At 33.9% G+C, this 22,775-nt stretch carries 21 protein-coding genes; 4 read left to right on the forward strand and 17 right to left on the reverse strand.

The window, feature by feature from the left end; genetic code table 11:
- Positions 1–77: 77 nt before the first annotated feature.
- Complete coding sequence (locus tag OLM57_RS11965; protein WP_264563926.1) at positions 78–1,103, forward strand: LLM class flavin-dependent oxidoreductase; 1,026 nt, start codon at positions 78–80, stop codon at positions 1,101–1,103.
- Between the two features lie 326 nt (positions 1,104–1,429).
- On the opposite strand, the gene OLM57_RS11970 is transcribed toward OLM57_RS11965, so the two are convergent.
- Positions 1,430–2,281: a L,D-transpeptidase gene (locus OLM57_RS11970; protein ID WP_264563927.1), complete on the reverse strand. Its 852-nt coding sequence runs from the start codon at positions 2,279–2,281 to the stop codon at positions 1,430–1,432.
- Between the two features lie 146 nt (positions 2,282–2,427).
- On the opposite strand from OLM57_RS11970, the gene OLM57_RS11975 reads away from it, so the two are divergent.
- A complete protein-coding gene (locus OLM57_RS11975; RefSeq protein ID WP_264563928.1) occupies positions 2,428–4,182 on the forward strand; it encodes an ABC transporter ATP-binding protein in 1,755 nt (584 codons plus the stop codon).
- 174 nt (positions 4,183–4,356) lie between these two features.
- On the opposite strand, the gene OLM57_RS11980 is transcribed toward OLM57_RS11975, so the two are convergent.
- From OLM57_RS11980 to OLM57_RS12030, 11 genes are all read right to left on the reverse strand, one after another.
- Positions 4,357–4,527, reverse strand: coding sequence for a hypothetical protein (locus OLM57_RS11980; RefSeq protein WP_264563929.1), 171 nt, complete (start codon positions 4,525–4,527; stop codon positions 4,357–4,359).
- A gap of 38 nt (positions 4,528–4,565) precedes the next feature.
- On the reverse strand, positions 4,566–5,039 hold the full coding sequence (locus OLM57_RS11985; protein WP_264563930.1) for a DUF6169 family protein: 474 nt from the start codon (positions 5,037–5,039) through the stop codon (positions 4,566–4,568).
- 12 nt (positions 5,040–5,051) lie between these two features.
- Positions 5,052–5,174, reverse strand: a complete 123-nt coding sequence (locus OLM57_RS11990; protein WP_255557953.1) for a hypothetical protein — start codon at positions 5,172–5,174, stop codon at positions 5,052–5,054.
- A gap of 123 nt (positions 5,175–5,297) precedes the next feature.
- Positions 5,298–6,167: a DUF808 domain-containing protein gene (locus OLM57_RS11995; RefSeq protein ID WP_264563931.1), complete on the reverse strand. Its 870-nt coding sequence runs from the start codon at positions 6,165–6,167 to the stop codon at positions 5,298–5,300.
- A gap of 422 nt (positions 6,168–6,589) precedes the next feature.
- Positions 6,590–7,630: a GMP reductase gene (locus OLM57_RS12000; protein ID WP_264563932.1), complete on the reverse strand. Its 1,041-nt coding sequence runs from the start codon at positions 7,628–7,630 to the stop codon at positions 6,590–6,592.
- 112 nt (positions 7,631–7,742) lie between these two features.
- Positions 7,743–8,126, reverse strand: coding sequence for a hypothetical protein (locus OLM57_RS12005; protein ID WP_264563933.1), 384 nt, complete (start codon positions 8,124–8,126; stop codon positions 7,743–7,745).
- Positions 8,123–8,476: a hypothetical protein gene (locus OLM57_RS12010; protein ID WP_264563934.1), complete on the reverse strand. Its 354-nt coding sequence runs from the start codon at positions 8,474–8,476 to the stop codon at positions 8,123–8,125. Before OLM57_RS12010 ends, OLM57_RS12005 begins: the two co-directional genes overlap by 4 nt.
- A gap of 18 nt (positions 8,477–8,494) precedes the next feature.
- Entirely contained in the window at positions 8,495–8,779 is a 285-nt protein-coding gene (locus OLM57_RS12015) for a YtxH domain-containing protein (protein ID WP_264563935.1), read from the reverse strand.
- 715 nt (positions 8,780–9,494) lie between these two features.
- Positions 9,495–10,163, reverse strand: a complete 669-nt coding sequence (locus OLM57_RS12020; protein WP_264563936.1) for an HAD family hydrolase — start codon at positions 10,161–10,163, stop codon at positions 9,495–9,497.
- 13 nt (positions 10,164–10,176) lie between these two features.
- Positions 10,177–10,506: a hypothetical protein gene (locus tag OLM57_RS12025; RefSeq protein ID WP_264563937.1), complete on the reverse strand. Its 330-nt coding sequence runs from the start codon at positions 10,504–10,506 to the stop codon at positions 10,177–10,179.
- A 437-nt stretch (positions 10,507–10,943) separates the two neighbouring features.
- Positions 10,944–13,427: a T9SS type A sorting domain-containing protein gene (locus OLM57_RS12030; RefSeq protein WP_264563938.1), complete on the reverse strand. Its 2,484-nt coding sequence runs from the start codon at positions 13,425–13,427 to the stop codon at positions 10,944–10,946.
- 398 nt (positions 13,428–13,825) lie between these two features.
- On the opposite strand from OLM57_RS12030, the gene OLM57_RS12035 reads away from it, so the two are divergent.
- Positions 13,826–14,308, forward strand: a complete 483-nt coding sequence (locus tag OLM57_RS12035) for a hypothetical protein (protein WP_264563939.1) — start codon at positions 13,826–13,828, stop codon at positions 14,306–14,308.
- A gap of 734 nt (positions 14,309–15,042) precedes the next feature.
- Here OLM57_RS12035 and OLM57_RS12040 read toward each other — a convergent pair.
- Both OLM57_RS12040 and OLM57_RS12045 read right to left on the reverse strand, forming a co-directional pair.
- Positions 15,043–15,561: a hypothetical protein gene (locus OLM57_RS12040; RefSeq protein ID WP_264563940.1), complete on the reverse strand. Its 519-nt coding sequence runs from the start codon at positions 15,559–15,561 to the stop codon at positions 15,043–15,045.
- 250 nt (positions 15,562–15,811) lie between these two features.
- Entirely contained in the window at positions 15,812–16,366 is a 555-nt protein-coding gene (locus tag OLM57_RS12045; protein ID WP_264563941.1) for a hypothetical protein, read from the reverse strand.
- A 265-nt stretch (positions 16,367–16,631) separates the two neighbouring features.
- Here OLM57_RS12045 and OLM57_RS12050 point away from each other — a divergent pair, with 265 nt between their 5' ends.
- A complete protein-coding gene (locus OLM57_RS12050) occupies positions 16,632–17,633 on the forward strand; it encodes an IS110 family transposase (RefSeq protein WP_264563942.1) in 1,002 nt (333 codons plus the stop codon).
- Between the two features lie 274 nt (positions 17,634–17,907).
- Here the strand turns inward: OLM57_RS12050 and OLM57_RS12055 are convergent, their stop codons facing one another.
- From OLM57_RS12055 to OLM57_RS12065, 3 genes are all read right to left on the reverse strand, one after another.
- Positions 17,908–18,261, reverse strand: coding sequence for a DUF86 domain-containing protein (locus tag OLM57_RS12055; protein WP_264563943.1), 354 nt, complete (start codon positions 18,259–18,261; stop codon positions 17,908–17,910).
- Complete coding sequence (locus OLM57_RS12060; protein WP_264563944.1) at positions 18,254–18,553, reverse strand: nucleotidyltransferase family protein; 300 nt, start codon at positions 18,551–18,553, stop codon at positions 18,254–18,256. Before OLM57_RS12060 ends, OLM57_RS12055 begins: the two co-directional genes overlap by 8 nt.
- Before the next feature lie 563 nt (positions 18,554–19,116).
- Positions 19,117–22,413, reverse strand: a complete 3,297-nt coding sequence (locus OLM57_RS12065) for a YCF48-related protein (RefSeq protein WP_264563945.1) — start codon at positions 22,411–22,413, stop codon at positions 19,117–19,119.
- Positions 22,414–22,775: the final 362 nt, after the last annotated feature.

Below are 22,775 nucleotides of genomic sequence, written 5' to 3' on the forward strand. Positions count from 1 at the left end.
ATATTATAATTGAATTAACAGCGTGGACTGAATACCTGCGGTCTTAATGCCTAAATTTGTGCAAACTTGAAATGAGTATGAAAACTTCTATTCCGATCTCCTTATTAGAACTGGCGATAATTACGCAAGACAGCAATGCGAGCGAAACGATGCAAAAAACCAAAGAGTTGGCGCAACTTGCCGATGGGTTGGGGTACAAACGTTTCTGGCTGGCCGAACACCACAATATGGCACATGTGGCGAGTACGGCAACCGTTGTTTTGATTGGGTATGTAGCGAGCCAAACACAGCACATACGTGTTGGTTCGGGTGGAATTATGTTGCCCAATCATTCGCCTTTGATCATTGCCGAGCAGTTTGGGACATTGGGAATTTTGTATCCGGATCGAATTGATCTTGGTTTGGGAAGGGCTCCCGGCACCGATTCGCTAACGGCACAAGCTATTCGGACTGATTTTTTTGAGGAGTCACAACGATTCCCGAAGAATGTGTCGGCATTGCAGGATTATTTTTCGGAAGCGAATGCAACGTCGAAAGTGCGTGCTTTTCCGGCGGAAGGGACCAATGTGCCGATTTGGATTTTGGGTTCGAGTATGGACAGCGCCACGTTGGCAGCCACTTATGGATTGCCTTATGCTTTTGCGGGACATTTTGCACCAAGGCAAATGATTACTGCTTTTGAGTTTTATCGGGATAACTTTAAGCCATCTCCCTATTTGGACAGGCCTAAAACAATGGCTTGCGTAAATGTGATTGCCGCTGATACAGATAATGAAGCCGAAGTTTTATCGACGAGTTTGTACCAGATGTTCTTGAATTTGATTCAAAATACCCGAAAACCGTTGCAGCCTCCTGTAGATTCTCTAAGCGATCTTATGAATAATATGAGTGAAGAAGCTCGTTTTCATGTTAATCAAATGACGGCGGGTTCCTTTATTGGCAGTAAGCAAACATTGACCGACGAATTGAAAAAATTCATTGAATATTCGCGGGTTGATGAGTTGATGATTACCAGCCCAATCTTTGACCATCAGGATAAATTGAAGAGTTTGCGAATTGCAAAAGAGGTGATTGATGGGATAAATGAGCTTGATTTAGCTTAATGTTGCTTAAAAAAAATAGCCACATATTACACAAATTTTCACAAATTAATTAGTTGATGATTGCCTGTCCAATCTTTTACCATCAGGATAAATTGAAGAGTTTACGGATTGCTAAAGAGGTGATTGATTTGGTATTGATATAGCCCACGGTTTCAACCGCGGGCAACGTATATCTGAGAATTCTTTTTGAATCTAAATTTTCCTGGATTGTCTCCAACGGTTGAAACCGTTGGCTATGGTATAATTAAAAACATGACAAGTTTGAGGATAGTTGGAATGTTAAAAAATATTGTACCTTTTAACAAGTTTGCAAACTGTAGTTTGTTTCATCCCTTAATGGGCTGTTTTTCTCTCTTTTTCTGTTCAGCTAAAATACTGTTTAAATGTGGTTTTGTTGTTTTTGCAATTTCATCGGCTGAAATATTTAGAGCTTTTGGGTTTTGAACCAGTTGCAGCCAGGGTTTTGGTGCATCAAAATCGTATTTGCCAAAAACTATTACGGGAGTACCTTTTACAAGTATGTTTTCATCATCTTTTAATATCCATTGATCGGCCCAGGTATAAAGGTATTTGGCGTCTTTTTCCTGAAGCCTTAAACAGGAATGGGAAGCAGGATAACCGGGCAATTCATATTGATGCCAACCCACGCCCAACTTATTGGCGATATTGAAGTTCCAACGCAAATCCCACTCATCATTAAACGTGCTTGTTGTTTTTTCGGCTTTCCAATTAGTGAAGAAAAGTCCGGTAGGCGTAGGGTCTTTTTTTCGTCCCATATTGGTGGGGCCGGTGTAAATCAGATCACCGTTTTCGTAAGCGGCAAATGTTTGTGTAGGATACGAAAAGAAGATAATTTTATTGATGTCTTTCAGATAGGGAACCTCTAGCGGAAATGAAAGATAAAACTCAATATCGCCTGTCAAATCTTTGGGTACAATGATAGAATCCATTTTTGGGATATTGGTTTTGTCGGTTCTATTAACGGCTAGAGCGATTCTGATTTGTGTGCTATCGATATTCTTTGCCAACCATTCTTTTGATTTTTCGAAATGAAATGAAATACTTTTTGGGTGTTTTCGAACGATTGTTTTTTTGGGTTCCATAATCTCCTGATTCTGCTGTTTGCACGAACAGAAAAGGACAAGAAGGATTATCGATATGAGGGTTGTCTTTTGCATCGCAAATATATTTAGTGTAAAAATGAGAAATCTTGCAAAAGAGATTGTTATATAATAACGGAAAATAGTTGTGTTATTATTGTGTGAATTTTAATTTTTTGAACTCAATAGTTGTAGTTTTGCATTTCAATTTTTTAAACAAATCGATGAAAATTTTATATACCTACATAAAAGAACACAAACCACTATTGTTCTTAGCCTTGTTTCTGGCCGCCATTAACCAATGTTTTTCTTTATGTGATTCCATTATAATTGGTAAGTTATTGAATGAATGCGGCGTTGGAGTTACCAATTTCAATCATAATTTTCCAAATTTCACTAAAGCGGTTTTGGGCTGGCTGGCGCTGTCTTTGGGAGCGGCAATGCTCTCCCGAATAGCCAAGAATTTTCAGGATTATTTTACCAACATCATCATTCAGCGTACGGGTGCAAAGATGTACACAGACGGGATTCAAAAAGCGTTGGAGTTGCCTTTTCAGGATTTTGAAGACCAGCGAAGCGGTGAAACATTGGGAAAACTTCAGAAAGTAAAAATAGATTGCGAAAAATTTATCACTTTGTCTATTTCATTGGTTTTCCAATCCCTAATTGGTATCACATTTGTGGTGATTTATGCTATTTCTATCGACTGGCTGTTGGGACCTATCTTTTTAGCAACAGTCCCGGTTATCGCTTTTATCAGTTCTTTTTTGGGTAAAAAAATCAAAAAAGTTTCCAGAGAAATTTTGGGTGAAACCACTGCTTTGGCTGGTGCTACCACCGAATCATTACGTAATATAGAATTGGTAAAAAGTTTAGGTTTGACTGAACAAGAAGTGAACCGTTTGAACAGTACAACCATAAAAATATTAGGGCTAGAATTGAAGAAAGTACGTTTTATCCGTTCGCTGAGTTTTATTCAAGGAACAACGGTTCATTTTATGAGAACGGCCTTGGTTTTTGCATTATACATGTTCATTTTTAAAGGGATTATCAAGCCGGGAGATTTGATTACGTTAATGTTTTTCTCTTTCTTTTTGTTTAATCCGTTGCAGGAATTGGGGAATGTAATAGCGACTTATAACGAAACAAAAGCTTCGATGGATAATTTTGGTGATTTGATGAACGCCAAAAGCGAAGAGAAACCTTTATTTCCAAAAACAATTGGTTTTATCAATAATTTGAGGTTTTCAAATATTTCATTTAAGCACCAAACTGCCACTTCTTACGCTGTCAAAGACATTTCTTTTGAGGCCAAAGCGGGAGAAACTATTGCTTTTGTTGGACCATCGGGAAGCGGAAAAACGACTTTGGTCAAAATGTTGGTTGGATTGTACACTCCAGAGGAAGGTGCTATTTTTTACAATAATATAAACGCCAAAGAAATTGATTTAACCGAGTTGCGCCAACAATTGGGTTTTGTAACTCAAGATGCACAATTGTTTTCGGGAACGATAAAAGACAATTTACTGTTTGTAAAACCCAATGCAACCGATGAAGAAATCAATGATGTACTGCAAAAATCGGCTTGTCAGAATTTACTAGAACGCGCCGAAAAAGGCTTGGACACGACTATTGGCGAAGGCGGTATCAAAGTATCTGGTGGGGAAAAACAACGATTATCTATCGCAAGAGCATTATTGAGAAATCCAAGATTACTGTTGTTTGACGAAGCTACATCTGCATTAGATTCTATCACCGAAGAAGAAATCACACAAACTATCCGAAGCATTTCATCCAAGCAGGACCAGATTACTGTATTAATAGCCCACCGTTTGTCTACCATTATGCATGCTGACCGAATATATGTATTGGAGCAGGGAAATATTATAGAACAAGGAAGACATCAAGATTTACTGGATGAAAAAGGTTTGTATTACGCTATGTGGAGACAACAAATAGGGGAGAGAAAAATAGTTTAAGTCTCAGTTTTTGGAGCAGAAATATTTGGTATTTTTGGCAGCATGGGTCCCGCTATTCGTTGCAATCTTCCGATGAAAAATCGGAAGGATTTCCACTTCTATCGGGGCTAAAAGCGAATATTTTGCATTTTTTCAGTCATCCCAAAGAAAAAAAATAAAAGCCAAACCCAATAATTATTCGTTATTTGGTTTGGCTTTTATTTTTGCAATTTCCTCCAAGAGTTTCTCTGGAATTGGTCTGCATTGGCAATTCTTTTCGTGTTCCAAATGCCATTGAATTCTTTGTTCTAAAGTTGGGTTTTTGGGCATCTTGTTATTTAGATGCCATTCGCGATTGATGTTCATATCTATTTACTTTTGTATTGATAACTATGACTATCGGCTTATTTAAGACTGGTAAATTCATCTAGTTGTAGAGTAATATTTTCAATTACTTCATTCATTTCATAACAATCATTTTTGAATATAAAACCTAGATTGTAATTTATATTTTCTTCCTGAATTTGATATTCAAAATTAAGTTTTGAAAATTCCTTAGTTTGAAACTTTTTGTACCATTGGTCAAATAGTCTTTTTCTATAATCTTGTTTCAAATCCATACTGTCGCAGACATAATGTAGTATTGAATTTGGATGGCTCTTGAAATAATTACAAATAATGGTTGTAATTGTAATTTCAATTTTAGCGTCTTTGTAAAATTTTTGATTACCCATTTCCCAAAAATCTACAGAATATAAATTTTGAAAATAGGCATTGCCAAAATCCATTTTTCTGAAAGTTATAAAATAGTTTAGACCGTGTTTAGTCGTAAATGAAAAAAGAGGATCAACGCCCTCTTTTAGAATATATTCATACATAAAGCTTCTACTTTACTTTGTCTTTTTTACTGTTTTTTCCATAACAACCTTACGGTACTCTTCTTTCAAAGTAACCATTTTTTTCAAAACAGCAGTTGTTTTTGAATTTGGTTTTAATGTGATTGTTTTTTCCATGATTATTTTAATTTAAAGTACAAATATAATAAATGTTTTTATTATTTGTAAACTATTTTAATTCATTGTTTTATAATGGGTTATGAGCTAGTAATTGGCGCATATAAAATTATTCTGTTTCCCTTACTTTTTCCCTAACATCTTTTTGAATAGGTTTATAATTCCCAAAACAGCAAACCCAACTATAAGTCCTGTACTGAATTCTTTTACAATGGAAGGCAATTGGGGAAATAAATGATGTAAAAAATCGATATTATGTACAAATATACCGCCAGCAACTAACAGCAAAGCAATTGTACCAATAACAGCTAAACTTTTGATGACTTTTGGTAGTGCTTGTACCAGAATATTACCAATAGTTTTGGATACACTGCGTTCTTTGGAGCTCAGTCCGATAAGTTTAAAACCCAGTTCATCCATTCTGACAATTAGGGCCACAATGCCATAAACCCCAACAGTTGCTAATATTGCAATTATGGAAACTACAACAATCTGTGATAGAATCGATTCGCCTATAACGGTGCCTAGCGCAATGATTACAATTTCTACGGATAAAATAAAATCGGTTACTATGGCTGATTTTATTTTTTCTTTTTCAAAAGTCAAAATTTCTTCTTCAGTAAAAGTTTCCATTGTGATTTCGGCTGTTGAATGGGAGTGTGGAAAGAAGTATTCGTATATTTTTTCGGCACCTTCATAGGCTAAGAAAAGTCCGCCAAGCACCAGAATTATTATAATTGCCAAAGGAAAAAAAGCACTTAAAAGAAAGGCGATTGGCAAAATAATTAATTTGTTGATAAAAGAACCTTTTGCAATTGCCCATAATACGGGGAGTTCTCTCGAAGAAATAAATCCCGAAGCTTTTTCGGCATTTACGGCCAAATCATCGCCTAAAATGCCAGCTGTTTTTTTAGCAGCAATTTTGCTCATTACGGCAACATCATCCATAATTGCTGCGATATCATCTAATAGTGCGAAAAAACCTGATGCCATTATAATTTGTTTTAAGAAGTGTATTGATTTTGGGATTGTTTGATTATGCGAAACTAGTACTTTTTGATTGAACCAAGAATAAGCATTAGATTTTATTTCGCAGAGAAACGCGAAGTATTCTCAGAGTTTCACAAAGTTTTTTAAACTTAATGTCAAAATCCTTTTTTTCTTTGCGAATCTTTTGGCTGTCTTTGAGCATCTTCGCGAAATCTATTTTTATTGAGTGATTTCGATTAATGTTTTTTGAAATCAATGTTTTGAAACACTAAATTTATCGTCTAGCCCCGATGGAAGCAAGTATCCTTTTATGCCGGCGTTCGGCATAAAAGATACTGTGTACAGCGGGAGTAAAGCTGTCATGAAAAACTATTGCTTTGCTCCTAAAAAAAACACCGGCTTTCGACCAGTGTTTTCGTTTAAAATTACTTATTGAAAATGACATTTTCTTGTTCTAAAACTCGAATAAACGTGGTTCGTTTGGTCAATTCCTTCAATTTGGAGGCGCCCACATACGTACAAGTGCTTCTGATGCCGCCAAGAATGTCTTTTAAGGTAATGATAACGTCACCTTTGAAAGGAACCTGAACCGTTTTTCCTTCACTGGCCCTGTATTCGGCAACTCCGCCCACGTGTTTGTTCATGGCAGTTTCTGAACTCATTCCGTAGAATTTTTTGTATTTTTCACCTTCGATTTCGACTAATTCACCACCACTTTCGGTATGTCCCGCTAGCATTCCGCCTAGCATTACAAAATCGGCACCGGCACCAAAAGCTTTGGCTACATCACCCGGTGTGACACATCCGCCATCACTTATAATGTGCCCTCCTAACCCATGAGCGGCATCGGCACATTCGATGATGGCTGAAAGTTGGGGATAACCTACACCCGTTTTTACTCTTGTGGTACAAACCGAGCCAGGACCTATGCCTACTTTTACAATATCGGCGCCGGCCAATAGCAATTCTTCGACCATTTCTCCAGTAACGACATTTCCGGCAATAATTACTTTATCTGGGTATTGTTCGCGTGCTTTTTTCAGGAAACTCACAAAATGCTCCGAATAGCCATTGGCTACATCGATGCATATGAATTTTAGCTGTGGATTGTGTTCGAATATTTCTCCTATTTTCTTGAAATCATTCTTTCCGGTTCCGGAACTTACCGCAATATAATCGGGAATGTTCTCGGGTGCATTTTTCATGAATTCATTCCATTGTTCTAGCGAATAATGTTTATGAATGGCCGTAAAAAGGTTTTCTTTGGCTAGTGCCAATGCCATTTCAAAAGTGCCTACCGTATCCATGTTGGCTCCCATAATTGGAACTCCTGACCAATTGGCGGAACTGTGCAAAAACTTGTATTCTCTCTCCAACGAAACCTGTGATCGACTCTTTAAAGTAGAGCGTTTAGGTCTGATCATTACATCTTTAAATCCTAATTTAAGTTCGGTTTCTATTCTCATGATTTTCAAATATGGTTACCTAACAAATGTAAAGTTTTAATGAAAAAACAGCGATAAATATGAGTTAAATATTTGAAGGTCTTTTGATAATTATTTGGATTATGAAGTTTTTTTAGTTTTTGCGTTTGTTCAAAAAATGCTTCAAAAGATTGTTTCCAATTGTTTTAATCGTATCTGAATGTTTGGCAACCAGATTGGCTATGGCAAATTGAGCTACGGTTCCAATTATTCTTTTTATCGGACTGTGAGAGCCGTCAACCAAAAGTTTTTTGGAAAGAAATCCAGTGCCCAATCCAATAACATTGCTAGCCAAATCATTTTGTATTTCAGGAGAAGCAGTTACGTCGTGAAATACATTTTTGATAAGGTTGATAGGTTTTAAACTTTCATAGGCTACTTGAAATTGTTCTCTTAGGAGTTCCAATTCAGTATCATATTTTTGTTCCTGAAGAATTATCAATTCATTCAATGAATCCGTTTCGTTTGTGTTTTTCATACAATTTTCTCTTTTAGCATTTGCTTAATAATAGAATTACTAACTGGATATTTAAGCCATTTTTCGCGGAACAGGTGAAGAAGAATTGCAATAAATGCATAGAAACCGCCAACTATGAAGAAACCATAAAATGCATCGCCAAGTAGTTTCCCTAACCATAATGCCACTCCTATACTAGTAATTAAAACTGAAAATACAACGGTCATGATAACGGCAAGTCTTGAAACGAGAGAGGAAGCTACATCGGCCGATTTGTCTATGGCGTTTAGCCGTAACAACTTTAGTGATGTTTTGCTATAATCTTCTGCTCGTTCAAAAAGCGTTGCTATGGGTGTTGTATCTTCAGTCATAATTGGTATTTTTTAATATTAATAATTTGATGGACTGTGATTTACATCATTTTTTACTTCATCAAACTCTGCTTTTCCATTTTCGACAAGTTCTTGAGTAAAATCCTTTGCTCTTTGTAGTTTTTCTGAAATAGAATCTGCAAACTCGCTGTATTTTGACTTTAAATCATCTGCATAATCACTTCCTTTGTCCATGATTTGTTTGCGGGTTACCGAACCTTTTTCGGGAGCAAAAAGAATCCCTAAAATTCCGCCTATAGCAAGACCTGCTACTGTTCCTAATACTACTTTACCTGTGCTCATAATTGTTTTGTTTTAATTGTTGAAAATATTGTTTCTTAGAATATAAATTTTTAGCTACATTGACCCAAAAGCATATAGATAATTATAAAAACCAAAATGGTACCGAAGCATCCACCTCCCAGTTTTTTTGCTCCATAACCCGCTATAAGACCTCTGAATATGTTGTTCATCTTGTTTCTGTTTAAGTTGTTGTACTTAATTTTAATTTACTTATTTGGGGTCAGTTTTGATTTTGTAAAGTTGGGATTCTTATTCGAGGGTTGTTTTATAATACTTTTATAAAAAGTTACATGATTTACAGATGTCTTAATTGTCTCGTTCGAAAATTGCTGCTGTAAATCCTTGCTGTTTATGATTTTGCAATCGCCAACAGCTTTTATATCGAAGTTATAATTAACGTGTTGGATGCAATTATTAAAAACGTCAGTTCGAATGTTTTTTGTGGAGTAAAACGTAACAAAAAATGTATCGAGAACCGTTTTTAATGAAATTTTTCTTGTTCTCGATACGATTTTCTAACGAAAATCACTCGAACTGACGAAAAATTATCATCAAAAACTAATTGCACCCAACGGTTTATGCTTATAAAAAGTAAGGCATAAAAAAACTGCAAAGTGTTAGTGCTTTGCAGTTTTTTCAAAAGTATTGTTTTTGGTTGCTAACCAAAGATAAAGAATTTTTTTATCGATTTTCGCTTCCTATCGCTATGGTTGTGTTAGAGGGTGACACCATCAAGCTGTAAAATCGAGATTAAATGCAACGGATGGTCGAGAACATATTTTGCTCCATTTGCAACTAGTTCTTCTTTGGGACGATAGCCCCATGAAACTCCCACCGCAAGCATATTGGCATTGGTCGCCGTTTGCATATCAATACCAGAATCGCCCACAAAAATGATTTCTTCGGATTTTAATCCTAATTTTTTGCCTATTTCTAAGGCTTCAGATGGATTGGGTTTCTTGAGCGATTCAGTTGTTAAACCCACAATAGGATCAAAATAGTTGGGGAATAAAGCTGTCGTAATTTTTTTGGTAAGTTCATCTGACTTATTTGAAAACACACTCATTTTTATGTTGTGCAAAACTAAATGATCCAATAATTCAATAATTCCTTTATATGATGTTGTTTTACGTGTACAATTATCACGGTATTCTTCAATCATCAAATGGTAACAACTATCGATATCTTTTTCATCATTATGTGTTGTGGGAAGTGATTTGCTTACTAAATTCCGTAAGCCACTACCGATGAAATATTGATAATCATCATAACTGTGAGTAGGGTAGTTTTGGTTTTGCAGCACGCTGTTCATAGCATCTGCAATGTCTTCCAATGAATTTACGAGTGTTCCGTCTAAGTCAAAAATAACTCCTTTAAACTTCATTTTTTTTTATAAATTATAGGATTTCCAAAGGAATTTGAGGGGCTACAACTATAGGTTTCTCGACAGGCGTATCAATTTCTGCAGATCTGTAGGAACGCATATTGGTAGCCCATTTTAGATATTGCCCCAAAAAGAATATAAAAGCATAGACAACATCGTATTGAAAGGCAAAAAAATCAATTACCATTTCCAATGGTGATGCTTGCTTAATCTTCGATCCTAATTTTACCAAAGGGTTCAATATTAAAAGTATTGCATCGTAAACCAAGTCATATATAGAAGCAAAAAAATCAATTAAGATGTTCAATGGTTCTACTTTGTTGCCTTTTACTGTTAATCCCATAGTAGTGATAGTTAAGTTTTTTATCCCTTTTTGCTACTGCAATAAATAGTTTTTTACGGCAGATAATTTTTAAAGGCTGTACCAAAGTTAGTTAAACTTTATTTAAAAATCGATAAAATGCATTTTTTTTAAATTATAATAAGAAAAAACGTTATTGTCGTACAAAAGCAATAATGTGAGTATCCCTTACCCGAAAACAAAAATTCTCCCATGTTATACGGCCATTGGTGATGATGTTTATCTTTTATTTGGTTATATACAAAATGTCAAAGCAACCCGTTTATGGAGTTGCTTTTCTATTTTTGGATTGTAAGGACTCGGCTTGCGTTTACGAGCTGGAGGCATCGTATGAGTGAAATTGATTCTCAATCAAGTGGGTAAATAAGCTGGGCCTAATTTCTTTATTATACAATTAGTTAGATTAGATTTTTTTTAATTTACTCCTTTATAAACTTACTTATAAATTTATTTCCAACTTTTAATAAGTATAGCCCATTTAATAAGTTATGTATATCTATACTATTGCCCTCTTCAACTTTACCTCTAGAAACCTCTTTACCTGAAAAATCTATAATTGTATACTCAGCCCCTTGTTGTTTTGTAGTACTGAATAATTGAAAATTACTTTTGGTAGGGTTGGGGTAGAGTATTATCTTGGCAGTGTCCTTTTGTTCATTAATTGGGACATTATCGTTTGCATATATTCTTGCAATTCTATTTCTACCAATAGTATTATAACTAGTAAAATCTCCACCAATAATAATTTTACCATCCGACTGAATCGCAGAAGATTTAATAGAACTAAATTGATTGATACTTGTTCCAGGATTAAAATTAGTCTCTAAGCTACCGTCTTTATTTAAACAGACAATACTATTTATTTCTGTATCATTATACTGTTTAAAATCACCAGCAGCAATAATTTTACCATCCGATTGAAGTGAAATAGTATAAATAGACCCATTAGGTCCTGTTCCTGGGTTGAAACTGGTATCTAAACTTCCGTCTGAATTCAAACGACTAATAGATCTTTCCTGTATGTTGCTATTCCCAGAATAACTTCCGCCAATGATAATTTTGCCATCTGACTGAACTGCGATAGCCAGACAAAAAATATTTTTTATACGTGGGTTAAAGCTTGTATCCAAACTTCCATTGATATTTAGTCGTGCAACCGTATTGGTAAAAACACCACCAATAAGGATTTTACCATCAGATTGAAGTGCTGTATGCCATACACCATTGTCTGCAGCATTTCCTGGCTGGAAACTATTATCTAAGCTGCCATCTGAATTTAATCGTGCAATATTTTTTATAACCGTACCATTATATTCTCCAAAATAACCGCCAATAATAATTTTGCCATCGGTTTGATATGAAATAGAAAGAATATTACCATTTGCACCACTACCAGGATTAAAACTAGTGTCTTTACTGCCGTCGGAGTTCAATCTAATTATAGAGTTAATTATTACTCCATCTTTTACATAACCTCCACCTATAATAATTTTACCATCGGGTTGCACAAACAAAGTACTTACTATATCCTCAGCAAGCAAATCAGGGTTAAAAGTCATGTCTTGGCTACCATCATCATTAAGCCTTGCGATGTGGTTGGTTGGTTTACCGTTATATCTTTTGAAATTACCACCAATTATAATCTTGTTATCAGCTTGAAGTGCGACAGTAGATACTGCATCATCTGCGGCTGTTTGAGGATTGAACGTAAAATCTAAACTACCGTCTGCCTTTAGTTTTACTATATGACTTTTATTTGTTGCATTGTAGCCACCAAAATGTCCTCCGATAATAATTCCTCCAGAGGGTTGAATTAAAACCGTAGAAACTCCTCCATTATAATAGCTTTCATCTTTTCCATTAACAGGATTTTTTGAAAGCGATCTAGGATCAAAACCAGCGTCTAAACTGCCATCAGTATTTAATCGGGCAATAGAATGTATGATAGTTTCTTTGTAAATACCAAAATCACCACCAATTAAAATTTTACCATCTGATTGAGTGGCAGTAGTTGAAACACCTCCAAAAAAATCCTTATCAATACTAAAACTACTATCCAAACTTCCATCTGGATTTAAACGAAATATTCCTTTTCCGTTACCAAAATTACCACCCATTATAATTTTGCCATCAGACTGAACTGAAGTAGTCGAAACAACTTCTCCCTGATTTCCTATTTGAATAGGAAAATTAGAGTCTAAACTACCGTTTGAATTTAATCTCACGATAACTGTTCTATTTGTTTCAGCGGTATTATAAAACACACCGCCAACCACTATTTTGCCGTCATTTTGAATTGATGTAGTATGAATTAAACCCTTTGGTGGCACTCCTGATGAGAAACTATTGTCAATACTGCCATTGGTATTCAAACGAATAATATAGGTCATAGCACTGCCAAATTCATAATAATAACCACCAATTATGATTTTACCATCATTTTGGATTAAAGAGGTCGTAATACTAGTATCAACATCTATATTTAAATTTGGATTAAAGCTTTCATCCAAACTACCATCTGGGTTTAATCTGGCAATATGATTTCTGGGTGTGCCATTATAACTCGTAAACTCACCTCCAATAATAATTTTACCATCCGATTGAATTGATATGGTTTGAATATCCTTATCAGTCCCTAAGTCTGGATTAAAAGATCTGTCCAAACTACCGTCAACATTCAATCGAGCTATATTTTTACAAGCAGTGTCATTATAAGAATTAAAATTTCCTACTATAACAATTTTACCATCAGTTTGAAGTGAAGAATCCAAAACATTAGAGTTTGCTCCGGGTGCATTACCATATCCAACATCCAAAGGGTTGAAGGTGTAGTCAATAGTACCCGATTGAGAAAAACAAAGTAATGAGAAATGCAAAATTAAAAGAGTAATTATTTTTTTCATATTCGTTTATTTAAGATTTTTAAATTTTGATAAATTTAAGTTTTTTTCGCTCTTATTATTCTTGGAGCAAATGTAGTTTGTTTCCCCTAGAAAAAAAATAGTCTAACTTTTAATTCTATAAGTTCTTGATTCTAAAAGAATAATGATATCCTAAGATAGTGCAGACGGTAGGAGAGAAGTTGACGAAAACTAAATGCTGCTGCTCAGGATCGTGTGGCAGCTTTAGCCCAACACTCCATTTTTGAATTATTAGGATAATAGTAAGTTAAAATTTATGAATATAATTTTCTTTGTAAGAAAGAATAGTATATTAAATTCATGTTAATTGTTTAAAGTAAGAATAGTTTGATTTAATTTTTTTTAAATTTCAATTATTATAAACAAACAACACCTATTTTATGGCAAAAATGATTACGACCTTTGCGTCACCAGCAGTACTTACTGCTTTCACTACCGCTGTTAATACAGCATTAACTCCGCTGAATCCGTTTAAGATCAATCTGAGAGATGAGCAAAAAAGAGGCACACGCTCTATGGCTGAAGGCAGAGAGGGTTATGCCCGTTTGATTTCGAGAATTGCCAACCAATTTCCCAACTCATTGAGCCGTGTCGATGTACCGTCGGAGCTTGCATCAATTTTGGATTATTACAACAATCTCGAAGCCAGTAGAATGGCACTGTTGCAAGCCATGGAAACTATCGAAGAAATTCAGTTGGCTGCCGCTACCGATGTAATGACTTTGGTAGATCGCTATGCTGCCAACCTGCAAGTGTCCCGAGGAAACGAAGGTTCTCTTAATCTTGCGATGGGCGAAGTGGATGAATGGAATAAGCGTTATGCCAATAAAAAGGAAGAGCCAGCAACTCCTGCAGTAAAGTAACAACTGTAGTAATACCGATTGTTTAAGGATAAATTTACTTCGGCTGTGTCATTTCGACGAAGGAGAAATCACATTAGTTATTCTCTTTATGTGATTTCGCCCGTTGGTCGAAATGACAAATAACCCCCAGCTAAGCGACATTGATTCCTAAACGGTATAATTTCTGTCCCTACAATTTTAATTTCAAAAACCAAGCTACCTAAAAAATAGCTTGGTTTTTTTTTGGAATGCCGCGCCATAACAATATTACGGCGCGCCTCGCGATTTGGTAGGCGTTGCCTTTGTTTTTGATAGGCCCGCCTTCCATTTTTGTAGGCGTCGCGTACTATTTTGATAGGCGCGCCTATCGATGTGGCAGGCATCGCCTTTGTTTTTTATAGGCGGGCATCTCGATTGTTTAGGCGGGCTGTAATATTAAATAGGCACGCCTATGGTTTTGGTAGGCACGCCTATAGTTTAGGTAGGCGTGCCTATGGTTTAGGTAGGCGTGCCTATAGTTTTGCTAGGCGTGCCTATGATTTTGGTAGGCATGCCTATGGTTTTGGTAGGCTCGCCTATAGTTTTGGTGGACGCGCCTATGTATGTGGGAGTAGTAATTAGATTGTGTAAACAAAAAAAAGCAACCCGTTTTGGAGTTGCTTTTCTATTTTTGGATTGTAAATATTTGTCTTGTTGGCTCGAGCCAGAGGCATCGCGCGAGCGGAAAAGATATTCAAACCAGTGGGGGAGTAAAGTTATTCCTCCTCATTTTCATTGTCTTCACCATCCTCAAAATTGAAAAAATCATCAGAATTAAAAGGAATGTCTGCATCGGGGTCTTTATCGTGTGCATTTACACCAGGAGGGTTGAACAAACCCCAATCGTCTTTGATATAATTCCAAACATCAAAGCCAGCAACCCAATCAATAAACAAGAATCGGAATTCATCGATTTCTTTTCTAAGTAAATGGATGTAGTCTTGGTCTAAAATAGCTTCTTCAAAGCGCAAACTACCTGCTTGGACATATAATTCTCTTGCTGCTTTTCGAATGATGGTCGCGTTTTCCATTTTCAAATCATACAACGTAAGAGCTTGCGATCCAGAAACTTTGGCTAGTATAATCAATGCATTTTCCATCATAAAGCGAGCCGTAGTTTCTTGTAAAAATTCATTATCAGCAGGAATAATTGCAACTAATCCTTGTGTGATTTTAAAGATCTGTTCTGCTTTTTGATATAAAGGGAATTTCTGTAATTCGTCTCGTTTTGACATACATATTAATTTAAATTCAATGATATGTTTAGGAATAGATTCATAGCAATGATCTGATATTAGGTTTGATTGCAGAGCTACGCAAAGTGTCCTATGCGTTTTTAAAAAGTTCTTGATAATCGTAAATATATCAAAAGTCCTCTGCGAGCGCGAGCGTCCCGCTCGTGCCGATTTCAAATTTATAATCGCTTGCTTATGCTAGTGCTGACGAGCGGGACGCTCGCGCTATCTGGCTGTTGTCAGTAGTTTTTTAATTTTCGATTTTTACGATTGTCTTTTTTTCAAAGTTTTTATTGTCGGAAGTGCTACAATTAAATGTAACTTCGTAGTTATCAGAAGTAAATTTGCATTCGCTTTTTAGTTTTTTGCTAAATTCAAATATTTTATCATCATCATAAGTATCATAAATTTCTATTTGATTTTTTATTTCCTCAATTGCAAATAAATTTTGATTTGCATTTATAGTTGCATTTTTATATTTAAAAGGGTGGTCAAATTTTAACGAATATGTATTTTCTAGTAAAGAATTATCGTAGACCGTTCCTCTTTTAAAAGCATAGCATTTTGCAGATAATCCTAAATCTAAACTGGCAATAAACTTGGCATTATATCTAATTCTAAAAATTATATCTTTTTTCAATACATCTGTTTGTGTAAAAATATAAAATTCTTTTTCTTTATCTCTTTTATAAATTGTGGCTCCGTTAAACTCAATATCTGAAATCAAATAATGTTGTGGTGACCAACATTCACTCATAACAATTAGAAAAAGATAAATTCCTATAATCTTAAATAGTTTTCTCATATCAATGATTTAATTTTCTTCTTTTTCGGGTAACGTTCTGGCACTACCTTTAGATTTGCATAATAAATTATTCGTAAATTTAAATTAACAACCAAACTGACAAAGTACACCATTGGTACTACAAAGTTTTTAGACTTATCCGCTGATTAGGACTTTGTCAGTTTATATTGAGCAAGCATCAAATAGTAATTCAGGTTTTAAGGCCTATTTTCAAGGTTACGAGTGTGTTCAATAATTTGGTTGCTAATCCTTAAAATCTTTTCTTATGAGTAAATTTAAACATTTTTTAGGTATTGATGTGTCAAAAGAATATTTTGATGCCGTAGTAATTTTGGATAGAAATAAAGAAAAATCAATTCACAGCCAGTTTGTAAATGATTACAAAGGAATCAAGTCCCTTTGCAAATGGCTCAAGGAACAAGGTTCGACGTTTGAAAACACGCTTGTTTGTTTAGAACACACAGGAATGTACGGTAAGTTAATAATCAAATGTCTAATGATTGAAAAGTTCTCACTTTGGGTCGAAATGTCACTGAAAATTATTCGCAGCATTGGGGTTCAAAGAGGCAAAAACGACAAAGTTGATGCCCAAAGAATTGCTTTTTATGCCATGAAAAATGTGGAGGAAGCAGTTATTTTTAATGCTCCCAGAATGGAAATCAACAAAATGAGAAATCTTTTGTCCCTGCGGGAAAAATTAGTTGCAACAAAAGCTTCTTTGTTGCGAAATGTAAAAGAACTCAAAGCCTTTGATTTGGAAGTAGCCAGACTCTCTGAAAAACTACAGAAAAGCACCATCAAGGGAATTGATTTGGATCTAAAAAACATTGAAAAACAATTGGACAAAACAATAAGTGACGATGAAAATATTTCTAGAATTTTCACTCTTGTCACATCTGTTATTGGCATAGGAAAAGTAACGGCTTTGTTTTTGATTTGTTTTACAAACGAATTTACAATGTATACAACTCCTCGCCAACTGGCTTGTTATGCAGGTGTTGTACCTTTTGAACATACCTCGGGGAAAAGTATTCGCTCAAAACCAAAAGTCCATTATGTGGCTAACAAAAAATTAAAAAAACAGCTTCATATGTGTGCCTTGTCAGCAATTACCAGTGATCCAGAATTAAAAAATTATTTTAATCGAAAGGTGGAAGAAGGTAAAAACAAGATGCTTATCATAAACAATGTTAGGAACAAACTTGTACATAGAGTATGTGCATGCATAAGAGAAAACAAAATGTTTGAAAAAAGACAAGTAGCGTAAAAAAAACATTAAATAAAATTTCTTTTGAAAGGAAAGAGAAAAAAATGCTCTTCCCCTTCGCAAGACTTTTTTGTTTTTTCTAAACCAAAGTTATTAATTATTCGCAAAAAATAGATGGCTTTTTTTATGAATTTTTATTTGGTAATTTCATAGTAATCAGCGGGTTTGGGACTAAATTAAGCCCATTATTCGGATTTGCCAAATATTCCAAATACAAAACCAATTTCCTATTAAGCCAAATGCCCAAATTGCTTGTAGCGTGTGTTGGCAGTAGTTATTTTTCTTCTTTTTGGATTAAATTGTCAATCTCTATTTTCAATTTCGGTAAGTGATTGATTAAGATTGACCAAATATTCTCGTCAGAAACATTATCATAAGCATGAATCACATGATTTCTGAGTCCAATAATTGCTTTTGCGTTTGATATTTTATCAACAAAAGAATCATCTCGAGTAATTATTCGGTTGATTGCTTCGCCAATAATTTCAAGATTTCTTTCAACAGCTCTTTTACGCATTAAGTTACTTCGATATTTGAAAAAATCTTTCTCTTCATTATGGAAGAACTCGTTTATTTCATCAATGGACATTTTTATATCAAACAACCATTTAAGAATCCTTTCATCCATAAATTAGTTCTTTTGAATTGTCGATTGATTTAATTAAGATTGGATTTTTTAAAGTCTGTTCTTCAAGTAGGTCAACTTCTCGACCAAATAAAGACTCTAATTTTTCTTTGAAGTTTATGTAGTTGTCAAAATATTTTGAAAGTTCAATTTGCTTAAACTTAACTAATAAATCAACATCGCTTTTTTCGTTAAAGCTGGAATTCAGGGATGAACCAAATAGATACATTTTTTCCACATTGTATATTACACAAAGCTTTTTTAAGTTATCTATATTATTGTCAATAATTCCCATACTACAAATTTAAACAAAAATATCTTTTAAAATCGATTCGTCGAATAATTACTGCCAACTCATTTATTGGTCTGACAAAATCCGACTTATCTACCTTAAATCAGATAGCTTGGTTTGATAAGGATCAGGTTTTATTTATTTTCAAATATATAAAAATATCATTACAAATGTTAATGGTTTTCACTTTACAATAAATTCAAATTGAAAATAAGTTTTTCGGAATAGTTCTTTGAAAAACTAAATATCTCGCTTAGCCCCGATGGAAGCAAATATCCTTTTGGGCTGGGGTTCAGCCCAAAAGATATTGTGTACAGCGGGAGTGAACTTGATGAAAAACCAAATACATATGCTCCTAAAACAAAAAAAAACACCAGCCTTTCGACCGGTGTTGTTGATGAGCTTTGCCAAAGTTCAAAATTTCGGCAAAGGTCTTAGTAAGCTCTATTAGTATAACAACTCGGTTTGATTTCTAAAAACGAGTTCGCCGCTCGTGACGATTTCAAATTTATAATTGTTTGCTTATGCTAGTGTTCACGAGCGGGACGCTCGCGCTAGCTTTTTTTTCAATTTAGAATTAATTTTTTAGTTATTTCTTTATTGTCCTCAAAACTAAATTTGACAAAATAAATCCCTTTTGAATGATTAGAAAGATTTATTTTAAAATTGTTTTTCAAATCTGGATTAACTTGCGAGTATATTACTTTTCCTAAAATATCAATTACCATTATTCTTTTTACATTTTTAAATTCATTTAGAAGTGTAATTGTCACTTCATTTTGAGCTGGATTTGGATATAAAAGGATTCTTGAATCATTTATAATTTCCTCACTTGTATTCAAAATACCAGAATTAAATTGAAATTTATCTGAATATAGAAAAGTTCCGTTATTTATTGCTTTTAGTCTATAATAATAAATTTGATTAGGCAAAAGGTCATTTATGGTTGCTGTTGTGATATTTGTTCCATATCCATAAGCATAATTAGGTGTACCATTAAGTGTAGAACCATAATTTTCAGTGATTCCATACTCAAACTGTATATTTGTTATGTATCTTCCATACCCATTAATTAACCCTGTTAGATTTGCAGAAGCATTGTTGTTTTTTACAGCGCTTGATGTTAAAATTATTTCTCCGGAAGTATTAAATACTCCTTCTTTGCTATAAATAATATTAGTGCCATTTAAAGCTTTTAGCCTATAATAATAATTTGTATTGGGATCTAAGTTTTGAATTGTTGTAGTTACATAGCCAGATGAGTTGTATAGAATTGTATTTGGACTAGTAGCCACACTGTTTTCATAGTTTATAGAGCCATATTCAAAAACAATATTGTTAATATCTTTACTATATGCATAAATATAGGCACTTAGTGTAGCATTGTTTCCATTAATACTAGGATTGTATAAAGAAATGGAGTATTCTGATTTTGTTGTAAATGATTTGACAGAACTAAATATTTCTATTCCATTTTGTACTGCTTTCATTCTTACATAATATTTAGTTTCTGGTTTTAGATTTATTAAATTACTTACAACATTACTCGTTGCTTTTGGAGCAATTATCGTATTATTTGATAAAACACTAAACTTTGAAAAATCTTCATTCTCTCCGTATTGAAATTCTATATTTGAAATCTCATTTTTATTCGAAGTTATGCTTCCTGTTAGTTCTGCAGTATTTGAAGAATAATTATATACATCATTCATTGTTATTACATAGTCAGCAAGAGTCGTGAAACTCATTTCTTCACTTGTATATTCAATATTATTATAAGTTCCTTTAAGTCTGTAGTAATAGGTAGTATTTGGATTTAAATTATCTATAGTAGTCGAAAAATCTAATGAAGTATCAAAAGGTACTGAATTCGGATTTGTATTAATGTTATTTTCAAAAGCAAAATAAGTACTATATTCAAATTTTATGTTTTCTATTAAACCTTCATTTGACGCGACACTTCCTGTTAGAGTAGCACTATTATTCGAAGCGTTTAAAACTGGGTTTGCAATAATTGAAATTGGATCGAATGAAATAGTGCTTTTTAATATTTTACCGTTACTGCTTCCTACATATATATTTTTTTCTACAATAGAAATAGAATTGGAGGAAGATCCATAAGAATCTATTCTAGTTAGATTTTTCCAACTTATACCTCCATTTATTGTTTTGTATAATTGCCCATAATCATCAAAAATGTAGCCTACATTTTTGGAGTAAAATTTCACAAATGTAAAATAGCCATACGGAACCTTTAATTTCTCCCAAGTAACTCCTCCGTTTTTAGTTTTATACATTAAACTATTATCACCAACAAAATAACCATTGTTCTCATCTAAAAAATCAAAACGATTGATGTTTTCATCTACATCAACATTTATATTCCAAGTATTCCCTCCGTCTATTGTCTTGTACATCCTACCACCCGAATAGCCAATACGGTGAGCATAACCTACTAGAGAATTTATAAATTGTATCTGCCCAAATTTTTCATTCAACACTTGTTGCCATGTACCACCTCCATCAATAGTTTTTAATGTTTTTCTTGTATTAAAACCTCCCGAAATAAAACCATTATTTTCATCAAGAAACGAAATAGCAGTAATTCCTTCTTCTATAAGATTCCATCCGTTATTTAGAACAACCCAAGTAATCCCGCCATCTGTGGTTTTATATACTTGACCACCATAGGTACCAGCTGTTGTCCAATAACCTAAGTTTTCATTTATAAATTTAAAGACACCTGCAAAAACGGATTGACCAAGATTTAAGAAACCAATGTTGATCCAATTAGTTCCGCTATCAGTTGTTTTATAGAGTTGATTGCCAACCCTTGCATATCCAATGTTTTTATCAAGAAATTGTAATTGATTTATATCATTATAAGTCGGAGAGTTTTGATTCCATGAATTTCCACCGTCACTGGTTTTGAGTATTATACCGCGAGCACCTGTTGCGTATCCGATATTATTATCTAGAAAATGTATGCCATAAATAGTATAGTTATAATAACGCCCATTTTGAGGACTAGCCCAATTCCATGTATTTCCTCCGTCTATTGTTTTAAAAATTACTCCATATTCACCAGTAGCATATCCAATATTTTCGCTTACAAAAGAAAAAGCGTAAATGGCATCAGAAACTCCATTCACTTTCGTCCAAGTTTCTCCGCCATCAATTGTCTTAAACATATCATTATGTTGTTTTGTATAAAAGCCAATATTTTGATTGATGAAATAAACGGTAAATAAATCTGAAGGGAAAGTATTTGTACTTTGAGTTATATACCAATTTTCTCCACCATCAATCGTCTTAAGCATTGTACCTTCTTTACAGGCAGCATGCCCAATCATGGCAGTCAAAAAAAAAGTTTTGTTAACACTTACATTAGGAATATTTTTGCTGATCCAGGTAATGCCTCCATCTGTAGATTTTATTAATGCATAAGGACTTGAAATGATTATATCGTTTTCATTGATTATGTTAACCGTATTAAAATCGAAATTAAAACCAGTTGTTACTTGTAACCAAGTGACACCGCTGTCTATAGATTTTAGTATGTATCCATTGTTACCAACTATATAACCAATGTTTTGGTTAAATTTTAAATCATTAGCACTTGTAATATCTTGTTTTTTTTGCCATGAAATACCAGAATTTGTTGTTTCTAGTAACTCATTCTCATTTATAATATAACCAGTAGTGCCTGTTGTAAAATGAATTTCTTTTCCAGTTTTGTAAGAAGGTTTTGGATTTAACAATTCCCAAGTATTTTGAGAATACATTCTTGAAATGCAACTAAGTAGAACAGCTATTAATAAAAATTTAAGCGTTATTCTTTTTTTTGGTAATAGTTGTATCATTTTTAGTTGGTTTTGGTTATGTTTTTTGAAATTATCTCAATCTATTCAAAAGAGACTTATTATAAGATATTGATTGTGTTAATTTTTTTTATTAAGATTTATTTTCAAAAATAAATAAAAAATACCCTTGAAACCTAAGAATCATTATATTAATTTTTATCTTGAATAAACGGAACTATTTCTTAAAATGAAGTTTTGCATTTTTAAAAATAATTGTTAGGATTATCGAGTTTTTCACTAAGCACAGCTGTCATAATACCTTTTGTCTCGTGCTCAAACGAGACAAAAGATATTGCGGACAGCGGGAGTGAACTTGATGAAAAACCGAATATTTCTGCTCCTAAAAACAAAAAAACACCAGA

This window comes from Flavobacterium sp. N3904 (assembly GCF_025947305.1).
GTDB lineage: Bacteria > Bacteroidota > Bacteroidia > Flavobacteriales > Flavobacteriaceae > Flavobacterium.